This is a genomic window from Quadrisphaera setariae (genome assembly GCF_008041935.1).
GTDB lineage: Bacteria > Actinomycetota > Actinomycetes > Actinomycetales > Quadrisphaeraceae > Quadrisphaera > Quadrisphaera setariae.
Window position 1 is genome coordinate 72,075 of record NZ_VKAC01000004.1, and the last position, 24,505, is coordinate 96,579.

Below are 24,505 nucleotides of genomic sequence, written 5' to 3' on the forward strand. Positions count from 1 at the left end.
TCCAGGGCTGACGCCAGCTCGTGCTGAGGTTCGTCGTCCGGCGCCTGCTGCTGCTGGTGCCGGTGCTGGCGGGGCTCGTGGTCCTGCTCTTCGCATGGCTGCGGGCCCTGCCCGGCGACCCGGCCCGCGCGCTGCTCGGCCAGCGCGCGACGCCGGAGTCCATCGCCCAGGTCAACGCCGCGTACGGCTTCGACCAGCCGCTGCCGGTGCAGTTCCTCACCTACGTGGGGCGGCTGCTGCGCGGTGACCTGGGCTCCTCGAGCGCCTCCGGTGAGCCGGTGCTCGACTCGTTCCTGTCGCGCTTCCCCGCGACCATCGAGCTGAGCGTCGCGGCGCTGCTGTTCGCCGTCGTCCTCGGCATCCCGCTGGGGTACGCGGCGGCGCGGCGCGCCGGAGGTGCGCTGGACACGCTCATGGTGGGTGGCTCGCTGCTCGGCGTGACCATCCCGGTGTTCTTCCTGGCCTACCTGCTGAAGATCGTCTTCTCGCAGTGGCTGCCGTGGCTGCCGACCTCGGGCCGCCAGGACCCCCGCATCGACGCCACCCACGTCACGGGCTTCTACGTGCTCGACGGGATCCTCACGCGCGAGTGGGACGCCAGCTGGGACGCCGTCGTGCACCTGGTGCTGCCGGGCATCGCCCTGGGCACCATCCCGCTGGCGATCATCGTGCGCATCACCCGCGCCTCCGTGCTGGAGGTGCTCGGGGAGGACCACGTTCGCACCGCGCGGGCCAAGGGCCTGCCGCGGGCGCTCATCAGCCGCCGGCACGTGCTGCGCAACGCGCTGCTGCCCGTGGTCACCACCATCGGCCTGCAGACGGGCCTGCTGTTCTCCGGGGCGGTGCTCACCGAGTCGGTGTTCGCCTTCAACGGCATCGGCAGCTACCTGTTCCAGGCCATCAGCCAGCTCGACTACGCCGTCCTGCAGGGGTTCATCCTGTTCATCGCCCTCACGTACGCCCTGGTCAACCTCGTGGTCGACCTGCTGTACGGCGTCATCGACCCCCGGGTGAGGCTCTCGTGACCCAGATCTCCGAAGCGCTGGAGCCCGCCACCCCCACCGCGCCCGACCCGGACGCGGTGGGCAGCGGCGGGCTGTGGCACAGCGCGTGGCGCCGCCTGCGGCGCAACCCCACCGCCATCGCCGGCGCGGTCATCGTGCTGGCGTTCCTCCTCGTGGCGCTGTTCGCGCCGCTCATCGCCCCCGGGCAGCCAGGCGTGCCGCTGCCCGACAGCGGCGTGACGCCGTCCTCGGTGCCCGGCCCCTCCCCGGGCCACCCGCTCGGGCTGGACAGCCCCGGCACCGACCTGCTGACGCAGCTCGTGTTCGGCGCGCGGCAGTCGCTGCTGATCGGCGTGGTCTCCACCGCGCTCGGACTGGCCGGCGGGGCCGTGCTCGGCGTGCTGGCCGGCGGCGTCGGCGGCTGGGTGGACACCGTGGTGATGCGCCTGGTCGACATCCTCCTGTCGATCCCGTCGCTGCTGCTGGCCGTCAGCGTGGCCGCCGTCCTCGGTCAGCGGCCGATCTCCGTGATGATCGCCATCGCCGCGGCGCAGGTGCCGATCTTCGCTCGGCTGCTGCGCGGCTCGATGCTCGCCCAGCGCGGCTCGGACTACGTGCTGGCCGTGCACTCCCTGGGCGTGCGGCGGCGCACGGTGGTCATGAGCCACCTGCTTCCCAACTCCCTGGGGCCGGTGATCGTGCAGGCCACCCTGACGCTGGCGACGGCGATCATCGAGGTGGCTGCCCTGAGCTACCTGGGCCTGGGCGCCTCCAACCCCTCCACCGCGGAGTGGGGGCGCATGCTGGTCAACGCGCAGTCGCGGCTGGCCACCGACCCGCACCTGGCGATCTGGCCCGGTGCCTGCATCGCCGTCACCGCGCTCGGCTTCACGCTCCTCGGAGAGGCCCTGCGCGAGGCGCTCGACCCCAAGGGACGCAAGTAGTGGCACTCCTCGAGGTCAGGGACCTCTCCGTGGCGTTCCCGGGCGGGTCCGGGCGCGGCTCGTCGTCGTCCCGACTGTCCGACCGGGCCGTCGACGGGGTCTCCTTCGACGTGGAGGCCGGCCGGGTGGCCGGGCTCGTCGGGGAGTCGGGCTCTGGCAAGTCGGTGACGTCGATGGCGGTCATGGGCCTCCTCCCGAAGACCGCGCAGGTCTCCGGGACGGCGGCCTTCGACGGGCGCGACCTGCTCTCGCTGCCCGAGCGCGAGCTGGAGGGCGTGCGCGGCCGCGACGTCGCGATGGTCTTCCAGGACCCGATGACCTCGCTCAACCCCGTGGTCACGGTGGGCACCCAGATCACCGAGGTGCTGCGCCGCCACACGGGGGCCTCGCGCAGGGCCGCGCGCGACGAGGCCGGTGAGCTGCTGGCGCGCGTGGGCATCCCGGCGCCCGTGCGCCGGCTGCGGGAGTACCCGCACCAGCTGTCGGGCGGGATGCGGCAGCGGGCGATGATCGCCATCGCCCTGGCGTGCAACCCCAAGCTGCTCATCGCCGACGAGCCGACGACCGCGCTGGACGTGACCATCCAGGCGCAGGTGCTCGAGCTCATGGGCGACCTCGTGCGCGAGCGCGGGACGGCGATGCTCCTCATCACCCACGACCTCGGCGTGGTGGCGGGTCTGTGCGACACGGTCACGGTCATGTACTCGGGGCGCGTGGTGGAGCGGGCGGGGCGGCACGAGCTGTTCGCCCGCCCGCGCCACCGGTACACCTCCGGGCTGCTGGCGTCCGTGCCGCGCCTGGACGCCCCGCGCGGGCAGCGGCTGACGCCCATCCCGGGCACCCCGCGCGACGTCATCGGGTGGACCGACGGCTGCGCCTTCGCGCCGCGGTGCACCGCCGCCTCCGACGCCTGCCGGGGGAGCGACCTGCCCCTGGAGCAGGACGACGACGCACCCGCCGGCGCTGGGCAGCACCTGCTGCGCTGCGCCCACCCCGTGCCGGCCCCTCACGACCACGAGCAGCACGACCAGCAGCAGGAGCGCAGCGCATGAGCACCCCGGACGCGAGCTCCCAGGGCGACGTGCTGCTGTCCGCGCGCGGTCTGGCGGTGCACTACCCCGGGCGGGGCACCCTGCTGCGCCGGGCCGCCCCACCCGTCAAGGCCGTGGACGGCGTCGACCTCGACGTGCGCCGCGGCGAGACGTACGGCCTGGTGGGGGAGTCCGGCTGCGGCAAGTCGACGCTCGGCCGGGCGCTGCTGCGCCTCACCGAGCCGACCGCGGGCACCGTCAGCCTGGACGGCACCGACCTGCGCTCGCTGGGCACCGAGCAGCTGCGGCGCGCCCGGCGGCGCATGCAGATGGTCTTCCAGGACCCGATGGCCAGCCTCGACCCGCGCATGGACGTCGAGGCGGCCGTCGCCGAGCCGCTGCGCGCCCACGGGCTCTTCACCGGCAGGGGCGAGCGCGGCCGGCGGGTGCGCGAGCTGCTCGGCCTGGTCGGGCTGCCGGCGTCCGCGGCCACCCGGTACCCGCACGAGTTCTCCGGCGGGCAGCGCCAGCGCATCGGCATCGCCCGGGCGCTGGCCGCCGAGCCGGCGCTCGTCGTCGCCGACGAGCCGGTGAGCGCCCTCGACGTGTCGGTGCAGGCCCAGGTCCTCAACCTCCTGGAGGACCTCCAGGAGGCCCTGGGCCTGACGTACGTGCTCATCGCGCACGACCTGGCCGTGGTGCGGCACTCCAGCGACCGGGTGGGCGTCATGTACCTCGGCGGGATCGTGGAGGAGGCCGACTCCGACGACCTCTACGCCCAGCCGCTGCACCCGTACACGCTGTCGCTGATGTCGGCGGTGCCGGTGCCGGACCCGTCGGCGGAGGACTCGCGCGAGCGGATCCTGCTCACCGGCGACCTGCCCAGCCCCGCCGACCCGCCCACGGGGTGCCGCTTCCACACCCGGTGCCCGTTCGTGCAGCCCACGCGCTGCGCTGACGAGCGTCCCCAGCTGCGCGAGCTGGGCCTGCCCGGAGCGGGCGCACCGGCGGCTGCTGTCAGGCCACCCGGCACGGGCACGCCGCACCGGGTGGCCTGCCACTGGGCGGAGGCCATCCGCGACGGGCAGCTGCAGCCGTCCCGGGCCTCCCGCGACCCCGCGGCGGTGGAGCCGGCCTGACGGCCGGCTACCTCACGACGTCGACGACGGCGTACACCCCGTCCTGGGGGATGCTGATCGTGGTCCTGTCGAGGGGCAGCCCCGCGCGCCGCACGAGGTCCACCAGCTCCTCGACGCTGCGCGGCACCAGCTGCGGCCAGCCGATCGCGCGCTGGTTGAACTGGAGCTCGCGGCGGTCGGAGAGCATGTTGGCCACCACCAGCGAGCCGCCCGGCCTCAGCAGGCGGAACGCCTCGCGCAGCAGGCGCACGCACGAGGTGTCGCGGAAGTACTCGAAGATGCCGAGCGCCTCGACGAGGTCGGCGCTCCCCTCGCCCACCTCCTGCAGCAGCGCGGGCCGGACGAGCAGGTCGCGCACGAGGTCACGTTGGAGCAGGGCGACGTCGGGCCCGAGCTCCAGGCCCTGCTCGACCACCATGCGCTCGGCCAGGGAGAGGGCGTGGGGATCGATGTCCACCAGGGTCAGGTGCGGGCGCTGCGCGAGGCCCTCGATGCCGGCCATGGCGTCCAGGACTGGGACGGCGGCTCCGCTGGCGAGGCTGACCCAGCGAGGGCGAGCTGCCTCGCTCAGCGTGCGGGCGTCTCGGCGCGCGATCTCCTGGAGCACCACGGCGCGGGTGCGCACACCGATCGAGTCCAGGGCGTCGCGGTAGATGGTCGCCGAGGTCTGGTCGAGCGCTGCCCCCGAGGGCAGGTGGCTGATGCCGGGGCGCTGCACCGGGAGCAGGGCGCCAGCGCCGGGGACGAGTGCGGTGCGCCACTCCCGCATGGTGGGGGAGGCGTAGAAGTACTCCGAGGCGGGGTTCTGGATGACGAGCTCGCCGTTCCGGACCACCGGTGCCTCCCACTCGGGGTGTGCTCGCAGCAGCGCGTCGTGGGCGGCGAACTCCGCCTGCAGCGCGGTGCGGGTCGGCGAGCCCGCATGGGCGTCGTCGACGACCAGCCTGCGGTGGCGCACGCCGTGCTGGTGGTCGACCACGTCGACGGCGAGCTCGACCCGGCCGCTGCGCTGGTGCGGCAGCAGCCGCACCCGCGTGGTCGCGGCCGCGGGGCGTGCTGTCACGGAGGCTGGATCAGCAGTCACGTTCTGTAGTGTCCCCGACGCGGGGGACCACACAGGGCCGACACGCTACTGTCTGTCACAAATTGGTGCGCTGCGAACACACTAGGTGAAGTCTGGGTGCTTCGTCAGTGCTGAACAGCGATGCGGGTAGGGCCATCGCTGCGCCCTGAGGCCGTCGCGCGCTCCAGGTGGGGCGCCGGGCGCCCGAAGAACCAGCCCTGCGCTGCGTCGCAGCCGTGCGCCACGAGCCAGGCCGCCTGGGCGCGGGTCTCGACCCCCTCCGCGACGACGCGCAGCCCGAGCGCCTTGCCCATCGCCAAGATCGCCAGGACCAGCGGCGCCTCCGAGGTCTCGGAGGTGATGTCGTCCGTGAAGCTCTTGTCGATCTTGAGGATGTCCACGCCCGACCGGCGCAGCCTGTCGAGGCTCGAGTAGCCCGTCCCGAAGTCGTCCAGCGCCGTGCGCACACCGAGCTGGCGGATCTGGTGCAGGTTGTTGGCCAGGTGGAGCGACTCGATGTCGTAGTGGCTCTCCACGAGTTCCAGCACCAGCCGCTCGGCCGGCAGGCCCGTGGCGGCGAGGGCGTCGTGGACGGTCCGCCAGTAGGTCGGGTCCTGCAGCTCCGGCCCCGAGGCGTTCACCGTGAGGTAGGGCACCGCGTCCTCGGAGCCGTCCGCCGTCCAGGTGGCCGCGGCGCTGCACGCGGTGCGCAGGACCCACGCCCCGAGCTGGACGATGACGCCGGAGCGCTCGGCGTCGGGCAGGAAGTCGCTGGGGGGCACCAGGCCCCCCTCAGGAGTGCGCCAGCGGACCAGCGCCTCGGCGGCTGTGGTGCGCCCTGTGCGGGGGTCGACGATCGGCTGGTAGTGCACCTCGAACTCCCCGCGCTGCAGACCCTCGAGCACGGCGCGCCCGTCTGGTCCGCCGCCGGCGTGCACGTGGGTGCGGGACCGCCCGGCGCGCTTGGCCGCGTAGACGGCCGACTCCGTGCGGGCCGTCAGCATCGACGCGGACTCCCCGGGCTCGTGCTGGGCCAGACCCGCGGAGCAGGTGGCGCCGGACGGCAGCGCGGCGTGCAGGCGGGTGAGCAGCAGCTCGGCCTCGGCCGCAGAGGTCTGCGGCAGCACGAGCCCGAACGCGTCGGCGCCCAGCCGGCCCAGGGCCGTGCCCGGGGGCACCACCTCCGCCCAGGCCCGCGCGACCTCCTGCAGCAGCCTGTCGCCCGAGGCCCTGCCGCGGGTGTCGTTCCAGGCCCTGAAGTGGTCCAGGTCGAGCAGGGCGTAGGCCAGGTCGGCCGCCCCGCCCGAGGCGATCGCCTCGTCCAGGGCCCTCTCGAGACCGCGGTGGTTGGCCAGACCCGTCAGGTGGTCCGCCTCGGCCCGCTGCAGCGCCCGCGCCATCCAGCCGACGACGGCGCCGAGCAGCACGGCGACGGACCACACGACGACCTGCTCGGCCGGGCCCACGCCCGCGGACAGCGCCAGCGACGGCGCTCCGACCAGCACGGTCAGCAGCAGGTGCACCGTGGCGGACCGCGGGGGCAGCAGCATGAACGCGTACCCGGGGGCCAGGCAGTACACCGCGGCGTACGCGACTGCGCTCGCACCACCTCCGGAGGCGTGCAGCGCCGTCGTGATGAGCACCACCCCGCCGCCGATGACGACGTGGGGCAGCAGGCGCGTCGTGTGCGCCCGCAGCAGCACCATGCCGATCCCTGCCACCACCGCCAGCCCGTTGACGACCCTCACGAGGGTGACGTCGCGCTCCGGCGCCGCACTGGGCAGCAGCGTGCTGAGGATCACCGCCAGGCCGGTGGCCACGAACAGGGACCCGCTCAGCCAGGCGACCGCCGGTCGTGCGGTGACGAGCGAGCTCCGTCCTCGCGACCACCTGGGCGCCGCGAGGAGTCCTGAGCCCCAGGCGGACGGGTGGGCAGGGGCAGCGGGAGCGTCAGCGGTCCGGTCCCTGCGGTGTCCGGCCGAGGAGGTGCGCCAGGTCACCTCCTCTCCATCGGCGAGTGGCGCAGGTCACTGCAGCAGGCGCCCCCGACCGGAGCAGCGTCAGGCCGGCGCGCCACCCTCCCGGTCGTCACCCGCAGGCGCCTCCGCCGCGCTGCCGGGCAGTGGCGGGGGAGTGCCGCCCCAGGCCGGGCAGATCGCCTGGTGGGCGCACCAGCCGCAGAGCCTGCTCTTGCGCGGCCTCCAGTCGCCGGTCTCCCGGGCGTGCTCGACGGCGGCCGAGATCGCCTCCAGCTTGCGCTCGGTGGCCAGCAGCTCGTCCTCGGTGGGCTGCAGGCGCAGCACGACGCCGTCACCGAGGTAGACCAGCTGCAGCAGCGCCGGGACCACGCCCTTGAGCCGCCACACGGCCAGGGCGTAGAAGCGCATCTGGAACAGCGCCTTGCCCTCGAAGCCCTCACCGGGGGAGCGGCCCGTCTTGTAGTCGACCACCCGCACCAGGCCGTTGGGCGCGATGTCGACCCTGTCGATGATGCCCCGCAGCAGCAGACCCGAGTCGAGCTCGGTCTCGACCCTCATCTCCCGCTCGGCGGGCTCGAGGCGGGTCGGGTCCTCCAGGGTGAACCAGGTCCGCACCAGCGCCGCCGCCGAGGCCAGCCAGCGGCGCTCGGCCTCCGACTCCTCGAAGAGGGCGGCGACGTCCGGCTCGTCCACCTGCAGCTGCTCCCACCGCTGGGGCAGCAGCGCCTCGGCCGCCTCCCGCGTGCGCTGGTCGGCCGGGAGGTCGAAGAGGTGCTCGAGCGCGGAGTGGACGAGCGTGCCCCGCACCGCGGCCTCGGACGGCGGCTCGGGCAGCTTGTCCACCGTGCGGAACCGGTACAGCAGCGGGCACTGCTGGAAGTCGCTGGCGCGCGAGGGCGACAGCGAGCGGCGGCTCGCCGGCGGCGCCTGGTCGGCCCGGGCCGGCGCCTCTGCGGACACCTCGAGGCAGACCTCGGCACGCACCTCGGACGGGACCTCGGTGGCGGGGGAAGCGGACACGACGCCCACGGTAGGCGCCCCCTCCGACACCGCGGGCGCCTCGAGGTGCTGCCTGTGGATCCAGAGCCGCGCACCGGGCCCCGTACCCTGGCGCCGTGGCTGGGGCGACGTCCGAGCGCTCCGAAGGACTGGTCCTGGGGCGTCTGCTCGGCGTCCCCGTGATCCTGGCGTGGTCGTGGTTCGCCATCGCCGCGGTGATCACGCTGCTGTTCCACGGCTCCGTGGTGGCGACCGCCCCCCAGCTCGGCGCCCTCGCGTCCTACGTCGTCGCCTTCGCCTACGCCGTCCTGCTGGGCGTCTCGGTGCTCGTCCACGAGCTGGCGCACGCGGTGGTGGCCCGCTCGCTCGGACTGCCCGCGAGCCGCATCGTGCTGACGCTGTGGGGCGGGCACACGCTCTTCGAGAACGAGCTGCCCTCGCCGTGGCGCAGCTCCGCCGTCGCCGTCGCCGGGCCGCTGGCGAACGCCGTCCTCGCGCTGCTGGCCTACCTGCCGCTGCTCGTCGTGCCGCTGTCGCCCGTCCCGACGCTGCTGCTGTCCGCGACCGTGCTCACCAACGCGTTCGTCGCCGTCTTCAACGTGCTGCCGGGCCTGCCCCTGGACGGCGGCCGGCTGCTCGAGGCCGTCGTGTGGGGCGCCAGCGGCAGCCGCGACCGCGGCACGGTGGCCGCGGGCTGGACCGGTCGGGCGCTCGCCGTGGGCGTGCCCCTCGTGGCGGTCGGGTGGCCGCTGCTGCAGGGGTACCGGCCCGACCTGTACACCGTCGTGTGGGCCGCCGCCGTCGGTGCGGTCCTGTGGTCCGGCGCCACCGCGGCGCTCGCCGCGCCCTCCTACCACCGCAGGATGCGCGGGGTCCGGGTCAGCGCCCGCGAGCTGGCCCGTCCGGCGGTGGGCGTCCCCGCGGCGGTCTCGCTCGCCGCGGCGCTCGAGCACGCGCGGACCGTCCCCGGAGGAGCGTGGGTGGTGCTGACCGCGCCCGACGGCCGCCCCGCCGCACTGCTCGACCGGGACGCCGTCGCCGCCGTCCCGCCCGAGCGGCGCGACGCGGTGCCCGCCGCGTCGGCCGCCCGCGCCCTCCTGCCCGGCACCGCCCTGCGCGACGACCTGGCAGGCTCGCACCTGCTGACCGCCATGTCGGGGCCGTCCAGCGAGGAGTGGGTGCTCGTGGGGCCCGACGGCGCCGTGACGGGGCTGCTGCTGGCCAGCGACGTGGCCGCGGCGGTCATGCGACCGGGCGCCGGGCGCCGCTGAGGCGCCCCGCCCGGCCCGAGACCCCCGCGGGCACCTCGCCAGCACCTGCCTGACCCCCTTGCCAGCCCCGTCCGTCCACGAGCCCTGAGGAGTGATCGAGCCGTGAGCACCGGCTCCGCGCTGAGGCGCGGCCCGTTCCGTGTGGGAGACCGCGTCCAGCTGACCGACCCGCGCGGTCGTCTGCACACCATCACGCTGGCGCCCGGCGCCACGTTCCACACCCACCGCGGCCACCTGCGCCACGAGCAGCTCATCGGCGAGCCCGACGGGTCCGTCGTGGTGAGCACCTCCGGGCACGAGTACCTGGCCCTGCGCCCGCTCCTGGCCGACCACGTCCTCTCCATGCCGCGCGGTGCGGCGGTGGTCTACCCCAAGGACGCCGGGCAGATCGTGGCCATGGCCGACGTCTTCCCCGGCGCCCGGGTGGTGGAGGCGGGCGTCGGGTCCGGCGCGCTGTCGATGTCCCTGCTGCGGGCCGTCGGCGACGACGGGCACGTGCACTCCTACGAGCGCCGCGCCGACTTCGCCGACATCGCCCGCGGCAACGTCGAGGGGTTCTTCGGCGGGCCGCACCCCGCGTGGCGCGTGACCGTCGGCGACCTCGCCAGCGCCCTGGTGGACCCCGAGACCGGCGAGGAGCCGGGCAGCGTGGACCGCGTGGTGCTCGACATGCTGGCCCCCTGGGAGTGCCTGGGGTCCGTGGCGACGGTGCTCTCGCCCGGCGGTGTGCTCATCGCCTACGTGGCCACCGCCACGCAGCTGTCGCGCCTGGCGGAGGACCTGCGCGGGCAGGGCTGCTGGACCGAGCCCAGCGCGTGGGAGTCGCTCGTGCGCGGCTGGCACCTGGAGGGGCTGTCCGTGCGCCCCGAGCACCGCATGGTCGGCCACACCGGCTTCCTGCTCACCAGCCGGCGCCTCGCCCCGGGCACCACCGCGCCGCAGCGGCGCCGCCGCCCCGCGCCGGGCGCCAGCGACGAGTCCGGCGCGCTGGTCTCCCCGTGGGCGGAGGAGGAGTTCGACGACACCGCCCTCGGCGTGCGCGGCACCTCGGACAAGAAGCTGCGCCGCTCCGCCCGGGACGCCGCGCGGATCGCCGACGCCGCGTCGTCGTCGGCGTCCTCCGCCTCCCCGGAGCCCTCCTCACCGGAGGCCTCCGGGGAGCCGTCGTCCCCGGACGCCGCGTCGTCCTAGTCCTCGCCGGCGGACGGGCCCGGCGTTGCCGCCGCCCGTCCGCCGCCACGGGTGCGCTGCGTCACAGCAGGGTGACGGTCGTGCCGCGGCGGGGGGATCTCGCCGCGCGACGTCGGGGCCGGGAGTTATCGTCGAGCACGGACTCGACTCCGGCCCGCCGCAAGCGGGCCGTGCGGAGGTGTGCCATGTCAGACGCGAGCTCAGGGTTCCCCGGAGGACCAGAGCGCGAGGGCCAGACCAGGCCCGTCGCGCCCGCCCAGGCCGAGGCCGAGCGCCCGGTGACGCACGAGCTGCACGAGCCCCCCGCCCAGAGGCGTGCGGTGGAGGGCCTGCGCGAGGAGGTGGGTGCCCTGCGGAGGCGCCTGGCGGAGACCCCCGCCCGCACGCGGGCGCTGGAGGAGCGGGCTGCTGACCTCGAGCGGCAGCTCGCGGCCTCGACGTCCCAGAACGACAGGCTGGTGCGCACCCTCACCGAGGCGCGCTCCCGGCTGGTGGAGCTCAAGGGCGAGGTGGAGCGCCTGGCGCAGCCCCCCTCGGGCTACGCCACGTTCCTGGAGCTGCACGAGGACGGCACCGCCGACGTCGTGCAGGCGGGCCGCAAGGTGCGCGTGGCGGTCAGCCCCGCCGTCGACGCCGCGGCGCTCGGTCACGGCCAGGAGGTGCTCCTCAACGAGTCCCTCAACGTGGTCCGCGCCGGCGGGTACGACCGCATCGGCGAGGTGGTGACCCTCAAGGAGGTCCTCGACGGCGGCCGCGCGCTGGTCACCGCCCAGGCCGACGAGGAGCGCGTGGTGCGCCTGGCGGCGCCGCTGCAGGCGGCCAAGCTGCGCGTGGGCGACGCCCTCAACCTCGATCCCCGCAGCTCGGTGGTCTTCGAGAAGGTGCCCAAGGCCGAGGTCGAGGAGCTCCTCCTGGAGGAGGTCCCCGACATCGAGTACACCGACATCGGCGGTCTGGCCGGGCAGATCGAGGCCATACGCGACGCGGTGGAGCTGCCGTTCGCCCACCCCGAGCTCTTCCGCGAGCACGGGCTCAAGGCGCCCAAGGGGATCCTGCTGTACGGCCCTCCCGGCTGCGGCAAGACGCTCATCGCCAAGGCGGTGGCGCGCTCGCTGAGCAAGCAGGCCGCCGAGCGCCAGGGCAAGACGGAGGTGCGCAGCTTCTTCCTGAACATCAAGGGCCCGGAGCTGCTCAACAAGTACGTCGGCGAGACCGAGCGGCACATCCGGCTGATCTTCGCCCGGGCCCGGGAGAAGGCGTCCGAGGGCACGCCCGTCATCGTCTTCTTCGACGAGATGGAGTCGCTGTTCCGCACCCGCGGGTCCGGCGTCTCCTCTGACACCGAGACGACGATCGTGCCGCAGCTGCTCGCGGAGATCGACGGCGTGGAGCGGCTCGACAACGTCATCGTCATCGGCGCCTCCAACCGCGAGGACATGATCGACCCGGCCATCCTGCGCCCGGGCCGCCTCGACGTGAAGATCAAGATCGAGCGCCCCGACGCGCAGGCCGCCCACGACGTCTTCGCCAAGTACCTGACGCCCGACCTGCCGCTGCACGCCGACGACCTCGCCGCGAACGGCGGCTCCCCGACGGCCACCGCCGTCGCGATGATCGAGCGGACCGTGGAGCGGATGTACGCGGAGTCCGAGGAGAACCAGTTCCTCGAGGTCACCTACGCCAACGGTGACAAGGAGGTCCTGTACTTCAAGGACTTCAACTCCGGCGCGATGATCCAGAACATCGTCGACAGGGCCAAGAAGTCCGCCATCAAGGACCTCCTGACCACCGGCCAGCGCGGCATCAGGATCGAGCACCTGATGGCGGCCTGCGTCGACGAGTTCAAGGAGAACGAGGACCTGCCCAACACCACCAACCCCGACGACTGGGCGCGGATCTCGGGCAAGAAGGGCGAGCGGATCACCTACATCCGCACGATCATCCAGGGCAAGCAGGGCTCCGAGCCCGGTCGGAGCATCGACACCGTCAACGGCACGGGTCAGTACCTCTAGCCCACCCCTCGGCCAGGGGGCCCGCTCCTGGCCGTCAGTCCTGGCCGCGAGGCCCGTGTCCGCTGGCCCGCGTGCTCCGCAGCACGCGGGCCAGCGGCGTCCTCAGAGCTCGCCAGCCCAGCAGGAAGACCGCCAGGACGACGGCGCTGACCACCGCGAAGCTCCACGCGCTGCCCTGGCCGGAGACCAGCCGCAGCAGGTGCCCGCCCACCAGCGTCCCCGCCCAGACCACCAGGCCCGCGGGGACCACCGCCAGCGGTGACCGGCCCTGGCGCCGTCCCAGCAGCACCGCCAGCAGCCAGCCGGCCGCGAGCCCCGCCAGGAACGGCCAGGCGGTGTGCGCCAGGCCGGCCACCGCGTCGGCCTCGCCGTGCGAGCGGCGGCCCACAGCGGCGAAGACCAGCACGAGGACGACGTCGACGACGAGCGCCGCCACCAGGGCCGGTGCGCTCGCCGTCGTCGTCCTCCGCGAGCTCCGGGTGGCCCGGGTCCGGGAAGGGGCTGCCGCGCGCTGCGTCACGAGCCGAGCCTAGGGTGGCCGTGATGAGCGTGCGCCGGGTCGTGGGTGTCGAGACCGAGTACGGCGTCTCGGCGCCGGGCCACCCCGAGCACGACCCCGTGCTGCTGTCCAGCCAGGTGGTGGCCAGCTACGCGGCACCGCTGGTCTCGGGTCGGCGCAGCGGTCCGCGCTGGGACTACGAGGACGAGGCGCCCCTGCGCGACGCCCGCGGCTACGAGGTGCCCCGCAGCGCGGCGCACTCCAGCCAGCTCACCGACGCCCCCGGCCGCCGCGAGACCGGTGACGGCGCCGGCGTGGGCGCCGAGGACCCGGCGAGCGCCAACGTCGTCCTCACCAACGGCGCCCGCCTCTACGTCGACCACGCCCACCCCGAGTACTCCTCCCCGGAGGTCACCGGTCCGCTGGCGGCGGTGCGGTGGGACCGCGCGGGCGAGCTCGTCATGCGCCGGGCGGCGTCGCGCGTGGCCGCCTCCCCGGGCCTGGACCCGGTGAACCTCTACAAGAACAACACCGACGGCAAGGGCGCCTCCTACGGCACCCACGAGAACTACCTCATGGCCCGCACCACGCCGTTCGGGGCGGTCGTGCGGGGCCTGGTGCCCTTCTTCGTCAGCCGCCAGGTGGTCTGCGGCGCTGGCCGCGTGGGCCTGGGGCAGCGGGGCGAGGAGCCGGGCTTCCAGCTGTCCCAGCGCGCCGACTACTTCGAGACCGAGGTCGGTCTGGAGACCACCCTCAAGCGACCGATCATCAACACCCGCGACGAGCCGCACGCCAGCGCTGACCGCTACCGGCGCCTCCACGTGATCATCGGGGACGCGAACCTGTGCGACGTCGCCACCTACCTCAAGCTCGGGACGACGTCGCTTGTCCTGGACATGGTGGAGGCGGGCACCGCCCCCGACCTGGTGGTCTCCGCTCCGGTCTCCGAGCTGCACGCCGTCAGCCACGACCCCTCCCTGCGGCACCGGGTGCGGCTGGCCGACGGCAGCGAGCTCACCGCGGTCGAGCTGCAGTGGCGGTACCTGGAGGCGGCCCGCGCCCACGTGGCCTCGCGCGGCGGCGGCCCGGACGAGGCCGCCCGCGCCGAGACGGCCGACGTGCTGGCCCGCTGGGAGCGGGTGCTCACCGACCTCGAGGCGGACCCGTTCCGCCTGGCCGGCCAGCTCGACTGGGTGGCCAAGCTGCGGCTGCTCCAGGGCTTCCGGGACCGGGACGGCCTGGCCTGGGACTCGCCCCGCCTCGCGCTCATCGACCTGCAGTACGCCGACGTCAACCCCGCCAAGGGGCTGCACGCGCGGCTGCGCGCCCGCGGCGCGGTGGAGGAGCTCGTCACCGACGCCGAGGCGGAGGCGGCGACCACCGAGCCCCCGGAGGACACCCGCGCCTGGTTCCGCGGCCAGTGCCTGTCGCGGTACTCCCGCGACGTCGCCGCCGCCAGCTGGGACTCGGTGATCTTCGACGTGCCCGGCAGGGGGGCGCTGCAGCGGGTGCCGATGCTCGAGCCGCTGCGCGGCACCCGAGCCGGCACCGAGGCCCTCCTGGACCGCTGCCCCGACGCCGCCTCGCTGGTGGACGCCCTGTCAGGTCGCTGAGGGCCGGTCGCTGATCAGCCCTTGAGGGCGCGCTCGAGGTTCGCGACCAGCTCGGTGTTCACGCGCTTGAGGCCCAGCGGCGCGAAGGTGCGCTCGAAGAAGCCCTTGACGCCCCCGGCGCCGTCCCACGTGGTCGTCGAGGAGACCGTGCAGGCGCTCATCCCGGTGGGGACCACCGTCCAGCGGGTGACCATCGAGGAGCGGGTGTCGCTCTCCACGAGGGTGCCGTCAGGCTCCTCGGAGACCTCCACGAGCTGCTCGCGCACCCGGCTCTTCGTGGCCTGGAAGCGCCACCCGACCGTGGTGCCGGGCCCCGTCCCGCCGGCCTCCACGCGGTACTGGCTGTACGCCCCGGGCATCGCCGCGCGCCGCGCGCCGGTGTAGTCGGCCAGGGCGGCGCGCAGCTGGTGGGCGGGGACGGCGGCGGGGTGCTCGCTGGAGGCGGTGACGCGAGGGCTCATGCCCCCAGTCTCCCCGACCCGATCACCGCTCCCGCCGGCCCGTCCGCAGGGTCAGCCGACCAGCGCGCCGGTGGGAGCCGGGCCGCCGCGCCACGGGGCGGGGCCGGTGAGGTCGCGCAGGGCCAGACCCTGGACCTCGTAGACGTCGGCGTCGTCCATCCGGTCGTCAGCGCTGTCGTCGTCAGCGTCGTCGTCGCGGACCTGCAGCGTCACCTGCTGGCCGACCAGGCCGTCCAGCTCGGCGGCGAACGGCTCGGCGGTGCCGTCGCCGTCGTAGTCCTGCAGGGCGGGCGCCGCGATGATCCACTCCGACGGGCCGAAGTCGACCTCGATGCCGTTCACGGTGAAGTCGTCGTAGCGGTCGGCCGGGTCCTGGGCGTCGTCATCGTCGTCGTCGGCGTCGCGCTCGAGCACGCCCTGCACGGTCTGCAGGGCGCTGACGGGCTCCGCCGGCAGCGTGGCCGAGGCGCTCCCCGCGCCGGTGGCCGCGCTCGCCACCTGGCTGCTGCTCGAGGCGGGGGCGACGTCGTCGACGGCGACGGAGCCCACGGTGCGCGCGTCCTGGCTGCCGCAGGCGGTGAGCGCGGCGGTGCCGAGCAGGCCGGCGGCGACGAGGGCGAAGGTGCGCTGGCGGGTCATGGTGTCCTCCTGGGTCGGGCTCAGCTGCTGTCGACCCCGAGGTTTCCCGGCGGGTGTGGCGCTGGCCTGTCGCGCACCTGACGGTCCTGTCATCTTCGCGCCAGGTGCGCGCCGTGGTCGCCCGGCAGGATGTCGGGCGTGGCTGTTCTGGTGGTCGAGGACGAGGCGGGCATCACCGCGTTCCTGCGCAGGGGGCTGGAGTCCGCGGGCTTCGCGGTGCTCAGCGAGTGCGGTGGGCGCGCGGGCGCGCTCGCGGCGCTGCGCGAGGACGTCGAGCTGGTCGTCCTCGACCTGGGGCTGCCGGACCTGCCGGGGGAGCAGGTGCTGGCGCGCATCCGCGCGGCCCGCCCGTCGCTGCCCGTCATCGTGCTCACCGCCAAGGACGCCGTCGCCGACCGCGTGGCGAACCTCGAGGCCGGCGCCGACGACTACGTGGTCAAGCCGTTCAGCTTCACCGAGCTGCTCGCCCGGGTGCGCGCGAGGCTGCGCCAGCCCGCCCAGCCGTCCTCGGTGGTGCTCAGCGCCGGCGGGCTGACCCTCGACGTCCGCACCCGCCGGGTGCGCGTCCACGAGGTCCCTGAGGGCTCAGAGGACGACGACGGCCGGTCCCGCGAGGTGGCGCTGTCGTCGCGGGAGTTCGCGCTGCTGGAGACGCTGCTGCGCCACCCCGGCCAGGTGCTCTCCCAGGTGCAGCTGCTCGACAGGGTGTGGGGCTACGACTTCGACGGCGCCAGCAACGTGGTGGAGACCTGCGTGCGGCACGTGCGCCGCAAGGTGGGCGCCGAGCGCATCGAGACCGTCCGCGGCGCCGGGTACCGGCTGGTCGCGTGAGCCGGCCGTCCGCCCAGCAGCCCGGTCAGCAGCCCGGTCAGCGCTCGGTGCGGCGCGGCGCCGGCCTGCACGTGCGGCTGACGGCCGTGGCGCTCGCGGTGATGGCCGCCACGCTCGCGGGCGCGGGCCTGGCTGCGTCCGAGCTGGTGCGCGTGGGGGACCGGACCTCCCTCGACCGGCTCCTCACCGACCAGCTCACCGACCTGCGCACCGACCTGCCGGCCCTCGTCAGGGCGCAGGCCGGGGCCGACGGCGTCGTGTCCGCCGACGAGGCGAGGACGGCCGCGGCCGCCTACCTGCTCACCCACGACGGCAGCGCCCGCCACCTGCTGGTGCTCGACGTCGACGGCAGGGTCCAGCGCTCGACCGCGGGGCCGCCGGCGCTGGCCGGCCTGCTCAACCGCGGAGACCTCCCCGCGGGAGAGCCCGGCCAGCTCCTCACGGCGCCGTCGGCGGCCGGAGACCTGCGCGTCCTCAACGCCCCCGTGGAGGTCGGCGGCCAGCGGGTGGCCACCGCGCTCCTCGTGGGCAGCCTCGAGCCGGGCCGGGCACAGGCGGTCGACGTGCTGCAGCGGATCGCGCTGACCGGTGGTGTGGGGCTGCTGGTCGGCGGAGCCGTGCTCGTCGTCGCCGTGCGCCGGGCCACCGCACCGCTGCGGCACCTGGCGCGGGCCGCTGCCGACGTCGACCTCGCCGCCCTCCCCGACGGCGCACCGCGGCTGCCCGGTGCCGACCGCCGCGACGAGGTGGGGGTGGTCGCCCACGAGGTGGAGCGCATGCTCGCCCGCATCAGCCGCGACGAGGCGCTGCGCCGCCAGGTGCTCGCCGCCGTCTCCCACGAGCTGCGCACGCCGCTGGCCGTGGCGCAGGGCCACCTGGAGGTCTTCGAGCTCACCGCCGCACCCCACGACGACGACGCCGCCGCGACCGCCGCGGTGCTGCGCCGCGAGCTGGACCGGTTGGCCCGCATCGTCGAGGACCTCACCGCCGTCACCCGCGGCGGCACCGCGGACTCCGCCGCGGTCGAGGCCGTCTTCGTGCCCGACCTGCTCACGGCCGTCGCGGAGCGCTCGCGGGGGCTGGGGCTGGAGGGCGTGGACGTGCAGGACGAGCGGGAGGCGCCGGCCGTCGTCGTCGTCGGTGACGAGGACCGGATGGTCCAGGCGCTGCTCAACCTCGTGCTCAACGCGCGCACCCACACGCCGCCGGGAACGCGCGTGAGCGTGGGGGCGCGGCGGCGGGAGGACGGCTGGGTGGTGCTGGAGGTCGCCGACGACGGCCCCGGCATGGACCCGGCGCTCGCGGAGGTGGCGTTCGAGCCGTTCGTGACGACCCGCTCCAGCGGCGACACCCGCGGGTCGGGACTGGGGCTGGCGGTGGTGCGGTCGGTGACGCTGGCGCAGGGCGGCGCGGTGGACCTGCAGACCGGACCGGGCGGGACGACCGTCTCACTGGCCTTCCCGCCGGCGGACTAGCCGTACTGCCCGGGGACTCCGGTCAGTCGCTCTCGGACGCTCCGGCGCTGCGGACGTCGGCGGCCAGAGCCGCGAGCCCCGGCAGCAGGTCGGCGGCGGTCAGCCACGGCTCGTCGAGCTCGGAGTCCGGGTCGTCCAGGGCGCGGGCCAGCGCGGCGCGGACGGCGGGCTCGGCGCGGTCGTCGGAGCGCCGCACCAGGCCGAGGGCGGCCAGGCCTCCGGTCTCGCCCGGGGCGTCGAGGCGGGCGGCCAGGGCGTGGGCCACCTCGGGGGTGGCGGCGGCCCCGGTGGGGTCCAGCTGCTCGGCGAGGGCGAAGACGGCCTGCTCGACGACGTCGTCGTCGTCGTCCCGGGTGGCCTGCAGGAGCGCGCCGACGGCGCGGCGGCCGGCGTCGCCGTCGAGGGAGCCCGCGTCAGCGCCGAGCGCCAGGGGCAGGCAGGTGACGGCCTGCCAGCGGACGTCGGGGTCGGCGTCGGAGAGGAGGACGACGAGCACGTCGAGGGCTGCCGCGGAGGGCCCGGCGGCGCCGAGCGCCTTGGCGGCGGCCCAGCGCAGGTCGGCGTCGTCGCTGGTGGCGGCCTGCGCCGCCTGCTCGGCCACCTGCTCGCGGGCGCGGTCGCGCTCGGCCAGGGGCAGCGGGGAGGCGGGCCCGGCGAGGACCGCGGACAGCTCCAGGCCGACCTGTCGGACGGCGGTCTCGGGAGAGCCCCACCAGGCGGCGGCGTCGGCGAGGGCCCCGGTGCGGCGGGCGTGAGCGGCCAGGGCGGCGGGGAACGCAGCGCCGGTGCCCTCGCGGGCCTCGACGAGCTCGCTGGGCACGCCGGCGGTCGCGGGCGCAGGGCCTGCGGCGGACGAGGCGGACGGGTCGGACTGGTCGGGCACGCGCCGATGCTGCCAGGTCGTCGGCAGGTCGCCGGATCGACCGGGTGCCGGTCGCGCCGTCGGCGCCCGCGCCTACGATCGAGAGAGCACGACCGGACCCCGCCCCGTGGGTGCTCCGGCCAGTCGAGCAGTCACCTGGAGGAGGCACCGGTGCCAGGTCAGGAGCAGCAGCGCCCGTCGCGGCGCGACAAGGACGAGGTCGAGCACGAGGTCGAGCCGCTGCCGCGCTCCGGGGCCGGGTCCGAGGAGGCCACGGCGTCGTCGGCCACCGACGACGTCGACGCCCTCCTCGACGAGATCGACGACGTGCTCGAGTCGAACGCGGAGCAGTTCGTGCGCCAGTACACGCAGAAGGGCGGCCAGTGACGGCAGCTCCGCTGCCGCCGGCGTTCACCACGCCCGGCAGCTCCTCGTTCACGGAGTTCCTCGGGGCGCACGCACCGGAGCTGCTGCCCGGCCGTCGCGCGGCGGCCCAGCACACGGGTCACGCCGGCGCGGCGGGGCAGGGCGAGCAGCTGGCGCCGCACGGAACCACGATCGTGTCGCTGACGTTCCCGGGAGGCGTGGTGATGGCCGGTGACCGGCGCGCCACCGCCGGGTCGATGATCGCCAGCCGCGACATCGAGAAGGTCTTCCCGGCCGACGCGTGGAGCTGCGTGGGCATCGCGGGGTCCGCGGGCCTGGCGGTGGAGCTGGTGCGCTTGTTCCAGGTGGAGCTGGAGCACTACGAGAAGATCGAGGGCGCGCTGCTCAGCCTGGACGGCAAGGCGAACCGCCTGGCCACGATGGTGCGCGGCAACCTCGGCCTGGCCATGCAGGGCCTGGCGGTGGTACCGCTGTTCGCCGGGTACGACCTCGCGCGCCAGACCGGCCGGATCTTCAGCTACGACGTCACGGGCGGCCGCTACGAGGAGCACGAGCACCACGCCGTCGGCTCCGGTTCGCTCTTCGCCCGCGGTGCCCTCAAGAAGCTGTGGCGCCCGGGCCTGGACGCCGACGGCGCCGTGCGGGTGGCCGTGGAGGCCCTCTACGACGCCGCCGACGACGACTCCGCCACCGGCGGTCCCGACGTGGTGCGCCGCATCTGGCCCGTCGTCGCCGTCGTGACCGCCGAGGGCTACGTGCGCGTCAGCGAGGACGACCTCGGCCGCGTGGCCGCCGCTGTCATCGCCGACCGCACCGCCGAGCAGGAGGGCCGCCGCCGATGAGCATGCCGTTCTACGTCAGCCCCGAGCAGCTCATCCGGGACAAGGCCGACTACGCCCGCAAGGGCATCGCCCGCGGCCGGTCCGTGGTGGTGGCCGAGTACGCAGGCGGCATCGCCTTCGTGGCGGAGAACCCGTCGAAGGCGCTGCACAAGGTCAGCGAGATCTACGACCGCATCGGCTTCGCCGCGGTCGGCAAGTACAACGAGTTCGAGAACCTGCGCGTGGCCGGGGTGCGCTACGCCGACCTGCGCGGGTACTCCTACGACCGCGCCGACGTCACCGCCCGGGGCCTGGCCAACGCCTACGCGCAGTCCCTGGGGGCGGTGTTCACCAGCGAGCCTAAGCCGCTGGAGGTCGAGGTGGTGGTGGCGCAGGTCGGCCCGGAGCCGGGCACCGACCAGCTCTACCGCCTCACCTACGACGGCTCCGTGGCGGAGGAGCACGGCGTGGTCATCATCGGTGGCCAGACCGAGGCGGTCGTCGGGCCGCTGCGCGAGGGCTGGCGAGCCGACCTCGACCTGCCCGGTGTGCTCGCGCTGGCGCTGCGGGCCCTCTCGCCCGACCCGGCGGGGGGCCCCGCCCGCACCCTGACCGCTGACCAGCTCGAGGTCGCGGTGCTCGAGCGCGCCCGTCCCCGGCGCACCTTCCGCCGCCTCGAGGGGCCGGTGCTCCAGGCGGTCATCGACGGCCGGTCCGCCGAGGCTGGCGCTGGAGCGACGTCCGCCGCCCAGGCCGCTGCTGCGCAGACTCCGCCGGCGAGCGGCCACACCGGTCTGCCGTCGGACACCGTCGACCTGCCGCCCGCCGACTGAGCCCTGTTCCCGGGGAGGTCTGGGGTGGCTGGCTGGCGGCTGCGTCCTGCGCGGGCGGGTGACGCGGGAGAGGTGCTGGTGGTCTCGCTGGCGGCGTTCGTCAGCGAGGCCCAGCGCTACGGCGACCCGCTGCTGCCGCCCCTGCGCGAGACCGTGGCTGACGTCCGCGCCGCCATCGAGGACCCGGCCCTGCGCGTCGTCGTCGCCGAGGCCGGTGCCTGGTCGGACTGGAAGCCGGACCGGCTCCTCGGTGCGGTCCGGGTCCGCCTGGCCCGTGACCCGTCACCTGCTCAGGGTGCAGGGCCGGACGACCAGGACGACGACGGCGGGGGTCCGCTCGTCGGGCACGTCGGCAGGCTCGTCGTCGTCCCCGACGCGCAGGGACGCGGGCTCGGCAAGGCCCTCCTCGGCGCGGCCGAGGACGAGGCCCGCCGATCTGGCGCTGCGCGGATGGAGCTGTTCACCGGAGCGGCGTCCGAGAGCTCGATCGCGCTGTACCAGCGCGCCGGGTACCGGGTGAGCGACAGACCCGGTGACGCAGACCGCGTCGACGACCGCGGCGTGCGCCTCGTGGTGCTCATCAAGCCCCTGACCTGACCGGCCGGGCGATCAGGGCGTCCTCAGAACCTCGCACACCCCTCAGCGACGATCAAGGAATCGAGCCCCACCTTGAGCCGCACGAGGATGCGCAGGGATGTCCGTCGTGGTGTGCAGTCAAGGTGCGTCGCGACGCTGGTCCTCGGCGGCCCCCCTGACGGCGGGTCATGTCAGAGGAGGACCGGATCGGTGCGGGTCGACCAGCGCGGCTCATGCTCTCGGCTCCACCCGAGGGGCCGCGTCCTAGAAGGGCGGCTCGTCAGGGAAGGTGGAGCGCGCGCCCTCGGACCGCTCGGCCGAGGGGGCCAGGTCCACCGGATGCATGTGCCGGCGTCCGAGGCGCTCCTCCTCGACGGGGTTGCGCGGTGGCCACGGCGTCAGGCGGTACCGCTCGTCGGGCAGGGCGGCGGGGCGGGGGGCGCTGTGGTGGTCGAAACCCAGGGGTGAGCGCCAGTGCGACGACCCGCGGTCGCACCGCCACTGCTGCCAGCGCGCCGTCCAGCGCACCCAGCCGTCGTCGAGGTCGCTCGGGTCGCCGCCGCCCGAGGAAGCGCCGCCGGTGAGCCTGCTGGTGTCGGTGCCGTGCTTCAGCAGGTGGTGGCGCCGGCACTTCGGTTCGAGGTTGCAGGCGCACGTGGTTCCGCCACCGGCGGCGGGGCCACCGCGGCGGTGAGGGACGACGTGGTCGAGGTCGCAGCGCGTGGCCCGTCGCCGGCAGCCGGGGTGGGCGCAGCGGCTCCACCGCCGCCTGACCACGCGGGCCTGGGCAGCGGCGGGCGTGTAGCGACCACCGTTGACGGACGCGACAGGGCAGTCGGAGGGGCTGGACGGTGAGCACGTGCCATCGGTGCAGGGGACGGGGGAGTCGGCTTCGGGGGCGAGCAGGAGGTCGTCCACGAGGCCGTGCGCGTCGGGCGCACCGAGGTCGCTCGCCTCGGTGGCCGTGAGCGACGCGTCGGCGGTGCTCGGAGGGGTGTCGTCGGGCTCTTCGGCGTCAGCGGCGTGCACCTGCTGGACGGGACGTCCGTGGAAGGTGCCCGGAGCAGTGCGCCCACCACCGCGAGGGTCCGAGCCGGTGCTCGGACTGGTGCCTGGGCGTGCGGGAGGGGTGCCAGGCGGCTCGGAGCGGGGCGGTGTCGAGGGCGGCGCCGGCGGCGGACCCGGGTCGGTGAGCCAGCTCGCGGGGTACGTGTGCCCGTCCACGGTGATGAGGTCGCCGGTGAACGGGTCGGTGAGGATCCGCCGCAGCCGGCATCGTTCCCACGTGAGGCCCTGGCGGACCAGCCAACCGGGTACCCATCCGTACCCCTCCAGCCGACCGGGCTGGTCGTCGTGGCCGCAGACCGTGGACAGCGCGGCGTGGACCTCGAGCGTCGTCTGCGGGCGCGGGGCACCCGGCTCGGCGGGAGAGGCGTCCTGCACCGCGGTGGCCAGGGCGTCGAAGCGGTGTGCGGGCATCCCCCGGGCGTCGTGGACGGCGGCGTCAGCCTCCGGACCGTCCGGAGCCCCGCCGAGCCCGTCCACCCCGTTGGCGTACGGGTCCCCACCGTCGGCGGGCAGCCGCCCCTCCGAGATCGCCTGGCGAGCCTCGGCCAGGTTCAGCCCGGCGATGGTGTCGAGGTGCTCGTACGTGGCCAGGACGGCGGGGGCGGGGCCCGTCATGACCAGCTGCGCGATGCCATCGCCGAGAGGCCGCATGACCACCGACCGCGCCGACACCTTCCGGCACGACCGGCGGCGCACCGCGGCGGCGTCCTTGCGGGCCACCACCTCGTCGACGACGTCCTTGAGCTCGGCGGTGTTCAGCCCCAGCCCGGAGCCGTCGGGTCCGAAGACCTCCTCGTCGAGCTCGAGCGCCAGCTGGGGGTCGAGCTCGAGGCTCTGCTCGGCGACGACGGTGACCAGCGCGAGGTCGAGCCGGCCGCCCTCCAGGCGCTCCAGGGTCCGCGGAAGGCAGCTGACCACGTGCTCCGCCAGCCGCACCTGCTTGCCGGCTCGGTGCTCCGTCCACGCGAGCAGCAGCGCCACCTCGCTGACGAGGTCGTTGAGGCCCGACGCCTCCAGCGCCGCGCGCTGACGCTGCGCGCGGGACGTGCGCCGCGTGCGGTCACCGTCGGGCCCTGGGCCGTCGGGGTCGCCGTCGGGGTGGTGGACCGCGGCCCGGTACAGCGGCGCCATCGCCGCGAGGATGCGGACCTGGCCGCCCTGAGCCCGCCCCACGGCGGCCTGCTGGGTGCGGAGCCTGTGGGCGTGCTTCCTCGCGGCGTGCGTGGCAGCCCGCTCGGCGACGACGGCGCGGACGCGGCGGCGCTCGTCGTCGTCGGCGTCCTCGGCGAGCCAGCGCTCGAACTCACCAGCGGCTCGCCGTGCGGCCCTGTCCTGCTGGAAGGGACGGGGTCCGTCGTCGAGGACGACGTCGACCGGGGCGTCGTCGGGGTGCTCGCACAGGCCGGAGACGTCACCGGAGACCCACGGGGCGTCGTCGGCGTCGGTCGCGACCCGCCAGGCGCCGCGGCCCTCGTCCCAGACCCACTCCGCGTCGGGCACGGCGCGGGTGGTGAGCACCTGGTCGAGCAGCGCCTGGTCCATGCCGGCCGGACCCGGTAGGCCGCGCCGGGCCACGTCCCGACGGGTGGCCTCGTGCCGGCGCCGGGCGGGGCCGCGCGGTGGCAGCTCGGACAGGGCGGCCCGGCGACGACGAGCCTGCGACCGGGTCCGGCGCGTCCGCGCAGGAGGCTGCGGAACCCCGTCGCCGACCGCCACCTCGGCGCTCGCGGGGGTCTCGTCCACGCCCCTCATCGTACCGACAGGCGTTCGATCCTTCAATATCAAGAAGCCTCTGACCTGCACAGAG

At 75.1% G+C, this 24,505-nt stretch carries 22 protein-coding genes; 14 read left to right on the forward strand and 8 right to left on the reverse strand.

Translation table 11 applies throughout. The features are described 5' to 3' along the window. Positions 1–20 precede the first annotated feature (20 nt). The 4 genes from FMM08_RS07575 to FMM08_RS07590 are packed head-to-tail and all read left to right on the forward strand — an operon-like array spanning position 21 to position 4,118. A complete protein-coding gene (locus FMM08_RS07575; protein ID WP_147925757.1) occupies positions 21–1,025 on the forward strand; it encodes an ABC transporter permease in 1,005 nt (334 codons plus the stop codon). Next, the gene (locus tag FMM08_RS07580; protein WP_147925758.1) at positions 1,022–1,948 is read left to right on the forward strand and encodes an ABC transporter permease; all 927 of its coding nucleotides are present in this window, start codon (positions 1,022–1,024) and stop codon (positions 1,946–1,948) included. Before FMM08_RS07575 ends, FMM08_RS07580 begins: the two co-directional genes overlap by 4 nt. Next, positions 1,948–3,000, forward strand: coding sequence for an ABC transporter ATP-binding protein (locus FMM08_RS07585; RefSeq protein WP_147925759.1), 1,053 nt, complete (start codon positions 1,948–1,950; stop codon positions 2,998–3,000). The genes FMM08_RS07580 and FMM08_RS07585 overlap by 1 nt, the downstream gene beginning before the upstream one ends. Further along, positions 2,997–4,118 (forward strand): ABC transporter ATP-binding protein, encoded by a 1,122-nt coding sequence (locus FMM08_RS07590; protein ID WP_147925760.1) that lies wholly within the window; start codon positions 2,997–2,999, stop codon positions 4,116–4,118. Before FMM08_RS07585 ends, FMM08_RS07590 begins: the two co-directional genes overlap by 4 nt. Positions 4,119–4,125: 7 nt before the next feature. On the opposite strand, the gene FMM08_RS07595 is transcribed toward FMM08_RS07590, so the two are convergent. The 3 genes from FMM08_RS07595 to FMM08_RS07605 form a co-directional block, all read right to left on the reverse strand. Further along, positions 4,126–5,181, reverse strand: a complete 1,056-nt coding sequence (locus FMM08_RS07595) for a class I SAM-dependent methyltransferase (protein WP_147925761.1) — start codon at positions 5,179–5,181, stop codon at positions 4,126–4,128. A 125-nt stretch (positions 5,182–5,306) separates the two neighbouring features. Next, a complete protein-coding gene (locus tag FMM08_RS07600; protein ID WP_147925762.1) occupies positions 5,307–7,001 on the reverse strand; it encodes a putative bifunctional diguanylate cyclase/phosphodiesterase in 1,695 nt (564 codons plus the stop codon). Positions 7,002–7,241: 240 nt separating this feature from the next. Continuing rightward, the gene (locus tag FMM08_RS07605; protein ID WP_255472154.1) at positions 7,242–8,180 is read right to left on the reverse strand and encodes a RecB family exonuclease; all 939 of its coding nucleotides are present in this window, start codon (positions 8,178–8,180) and stop codon (positions 7,242–7,244) included. Between the two features lie 95 nt (positions 8,181–8,275). Between FMM08_RS07605 and FMM08_RS07610 the strand changes: the two genes are divergently transcribed. The 3 genes from FMM08_RS07610 (at position 8,276) to arc (ending at position 12,633) form a co-directional block, all read left to right on the forward strand. Next, positions 8,276–9,430, forward strand: coding sequence for a site-2 protease family protein (locus tag FMM08_RS07610; RefSeq protein WP_147925763.1), 1,155 nt, complete (start codon positions 8,276–8,278; stop codon positions 9,428–9,430). A gap of 84 nt (positions 9,431–9,514) precedes the next feature. Further along, positions 9,515–10,621 (forward strand): tRNA (adenine-N1)-methyltransferase, encoded by a 1,107-nt coding sequence (locus FMM08_RS07615; protein WP_147925764.1) that lies wholly within the window; start codon positions 9,515–9,517, stop codon positions 10,619–10,621. Positions 10,622–10,806: 185 nt separating this feature from the next. Then, on the forward strand, positions 10,807–12,633 hold the full coding sequence (gene arc, locus FMM08_RS07620; RefSeq protein ID WP_147925765.1) for a proteasome ATPase: 1,827 nt from the start codon (positions 10,807–10,809) through the stop codon (positions 12,631–12,633). A gap of 34 nt (positions 12,634–12,667) precedes the next feature. On the opposite strand, the gene FMM08_RS07625 is transcribed toward arc, so the two are convergent. Then, positions 12,668–13,072, reverse strand: coding sequence for a DUF3054 domain-containing protein (locus FMM08_RS07625; protein WP_369431689.1), 405 nt, complete (start codon positions 13,070–13,072; stop codon positions 12,668–12,670). 104 nt (positions 13,073–13,176) lie between these two features. Here FMM08_RS07625 and dop point away from each other — a divergent pair, with 104 nt between their 5' ends. After that, positions 13,177–14,745: a depupylase/deamidase Dop gene (gene dop, locus FMM08_RS07630; protein ID WP_147925766.1), complete on the forward strand. Its 1,569-nt coding sequence runs from the start codon at positions 13,177–13,179 to the stop codon at positions 14,743–14,745. Between the two features lie 14 nt (positions 14,746–14,759). Here the strand turns inward: dop and FMM08_RS07635 are convergent, their stop codons facing one another. Further along, positions 14,760–15,206 (reverse strand): SRPBCC family protein, encoded by a 447-nt coding sequence (locus FMM08_RS07635; protein WP_147925767.1) that lies wholly within the window; start codon positions 15,204–15,206, stop codon positions 14,760–14,762. A gap of 51 nt (positions 15,207–15,257) precedes the next feature. Further along, positions 15,258–15,845, reverse strand: a complete 588-nt coding sequence (locus tag FMM08_RS07640; protein ID WP_147925768.1) for a hypothetical protein — start codon at positions 15,843–15,845, stop codon at positions 15,258–15,260. Between the two features lie 138 nt (positions 15,846–15,983). On the opposite strand from FMM08_RS07640, the gene FMM08_RS07645 reads away from it, so the two are divergent. After that, positions 15,984–16,676, forward strand: a complete 693-nt coding sequence (locus FMM08_RS07645) for a response regulator transcription factor (RefSeq protein ID WP_147925769.1) — start codon at positions 15,984–15,986, stop codon at positions 16,674–16,676. Continuing rightward, the gene (locus FMM08_RS07650; protein WP_147925770.1) at positions 16,673–18,151 is read left to right on the forward strand and encodes a sensor histidine kinase; all 1,479 of its coding nucleotides are present in this window, start codon (positions 16,673–16,675) and stop codon (positions 18,149–18,151) included. Before FMM08_RS07645 ends, FMM08_RS07650 begins: the two co-directional genes overlap by 4 nt. Positions 18,152–18,173: 22 nt before the next feature. On the opposite strand, the gene FMM08_RS07655 is transcribed toward FMM08_RS07650, so the two are convergent. After that, positions 18,174–19,034 (reverse strand): HEAT repeat domain-containing protein, encoded by an 861-nt coding sequence (locus FMM08_RS07655; RefSeq protein WP_187279618.1) that lies wholly within the window; start codon positions 19,032–19,034, stop codon positions 18,174–18,176. Positions 19,035–19,184: 150 nt separating this feature from the next. Between FMM08_RS07655 and FMM08_RS24070 the strand changes: the two genes are divergently transcribed. From FMM08_RS24070 to FMM08_RS07675, 4 genes are read left to right on the forward strand one after another with little or no spacing between them, the layout of a single operon-like run. After that, entirely contained in the window at positions 19,185–19,400 is a 216-nt protein-coding gene (locus FMM08_RS24070; RefSeq protein WP_187279619.1) for a ubiquitin-like protein Pup, read from the forward strand. Further along, entirely contained in the window at positions 19,397–20,242 is an 846-nt protein-coding gene (prcB, locus tag FMM08_RS07665) for a proteasome subunit beta (RefSeq protein ID WP_147925773.1), read from the forward strand. The genes FMM08_RS24070 and prcB overlap by 4 nt, the downstream gene beginning before the upstream one ends. Next, positions 20,239–21,054 (forward strand): proteasome subunit alpha, encoded by an 816-nt coding sequence (gene prcA, locus FMM08_RS07670; protein ID WP_147925774.1) that lies wholly within the window; start codon positions 20,239–20,241, stop codon positions 21,052–21,054. Before prcB ends, prcA begins: the two co-directional genes overlap by 4 nt. 24 nt (positions 21,055–21,078) lie before the next feature. Then, positions 21,079–21,651, forward strand: a complete 573-nt coding sequence (locus FMM08_RS07675; protein ID WP_147925775.1) for a GNAT family N-acetyltransferase — start codon at positions 21,079–21,081, stop codon at positions 21,649–21,651. 243 nt (positions 21,652–21,894) lie between these two features. Here the strand turns inward: FMM08_RS07675 and FMM08_RS07680 are convergent, their stop codons facing one another. Next, on the reverse strand, positions 21,895–24,441 hold the full coding sequence (locus tag FMM08_RS07680; protein WP_147925776.1) for an HNH endonuclease signature motif containing protein: 2,547 nt from the start codon (positions 24,439–24,441) through the stop codon (positions 21,895–21,897). Positions 24,442–24,505 lie beyond the last annotated feature (64 nt).

What these genes read in the sequence shown, in the direction of transcription:
- FMM08_RS07590 (WP_147925760.1), top strand. Translation starts at nt 2,997, where the DNA reads ATGAGCACCCCGGACGCGAGCTCCCAGGGCGACGTGCTGCTGTCCGCG.
- arc (WP_147925765.1), top strand. Translation starts at nt 10,807, where the DNA reads ATGTCAGACGCGAGCTCAGGGTTCCCCGGAGGACCAGAGCGCGAGGGC.
- dop (WP_147925766.1), top strand. Translation starts at nt 13,177, where the DNA reads ATGAGCGTGCGCCGGGTCGTGGGTGTCGAGACCGAGTACGGCGTCTCG.
- FMM08_RS07635 (WP_147925767.1), bottom strand. Translation starts at nt 15,206, where the DNA reads ATGAGCCCTCGCGTCACCGCCTCCAGCGAGCACCCCGCCGCCGTCCCC.
- FMM08_RS07640 (WP_147925768.1), bottom strand. Translation starts at nt 15,845, where the DNA reads ATGACCCGCCAGCGCACCTTCGCCCTCGTCGCCGCCGGCCTGCTCGGC.
- prcA (WP_147925774.1), top strand. Translation starts at nt 20,239, where the DNA reads ATGAGCATGCCGTTCTACGTCAGCCCCGAGCAGCTCATCCGGGACAAG.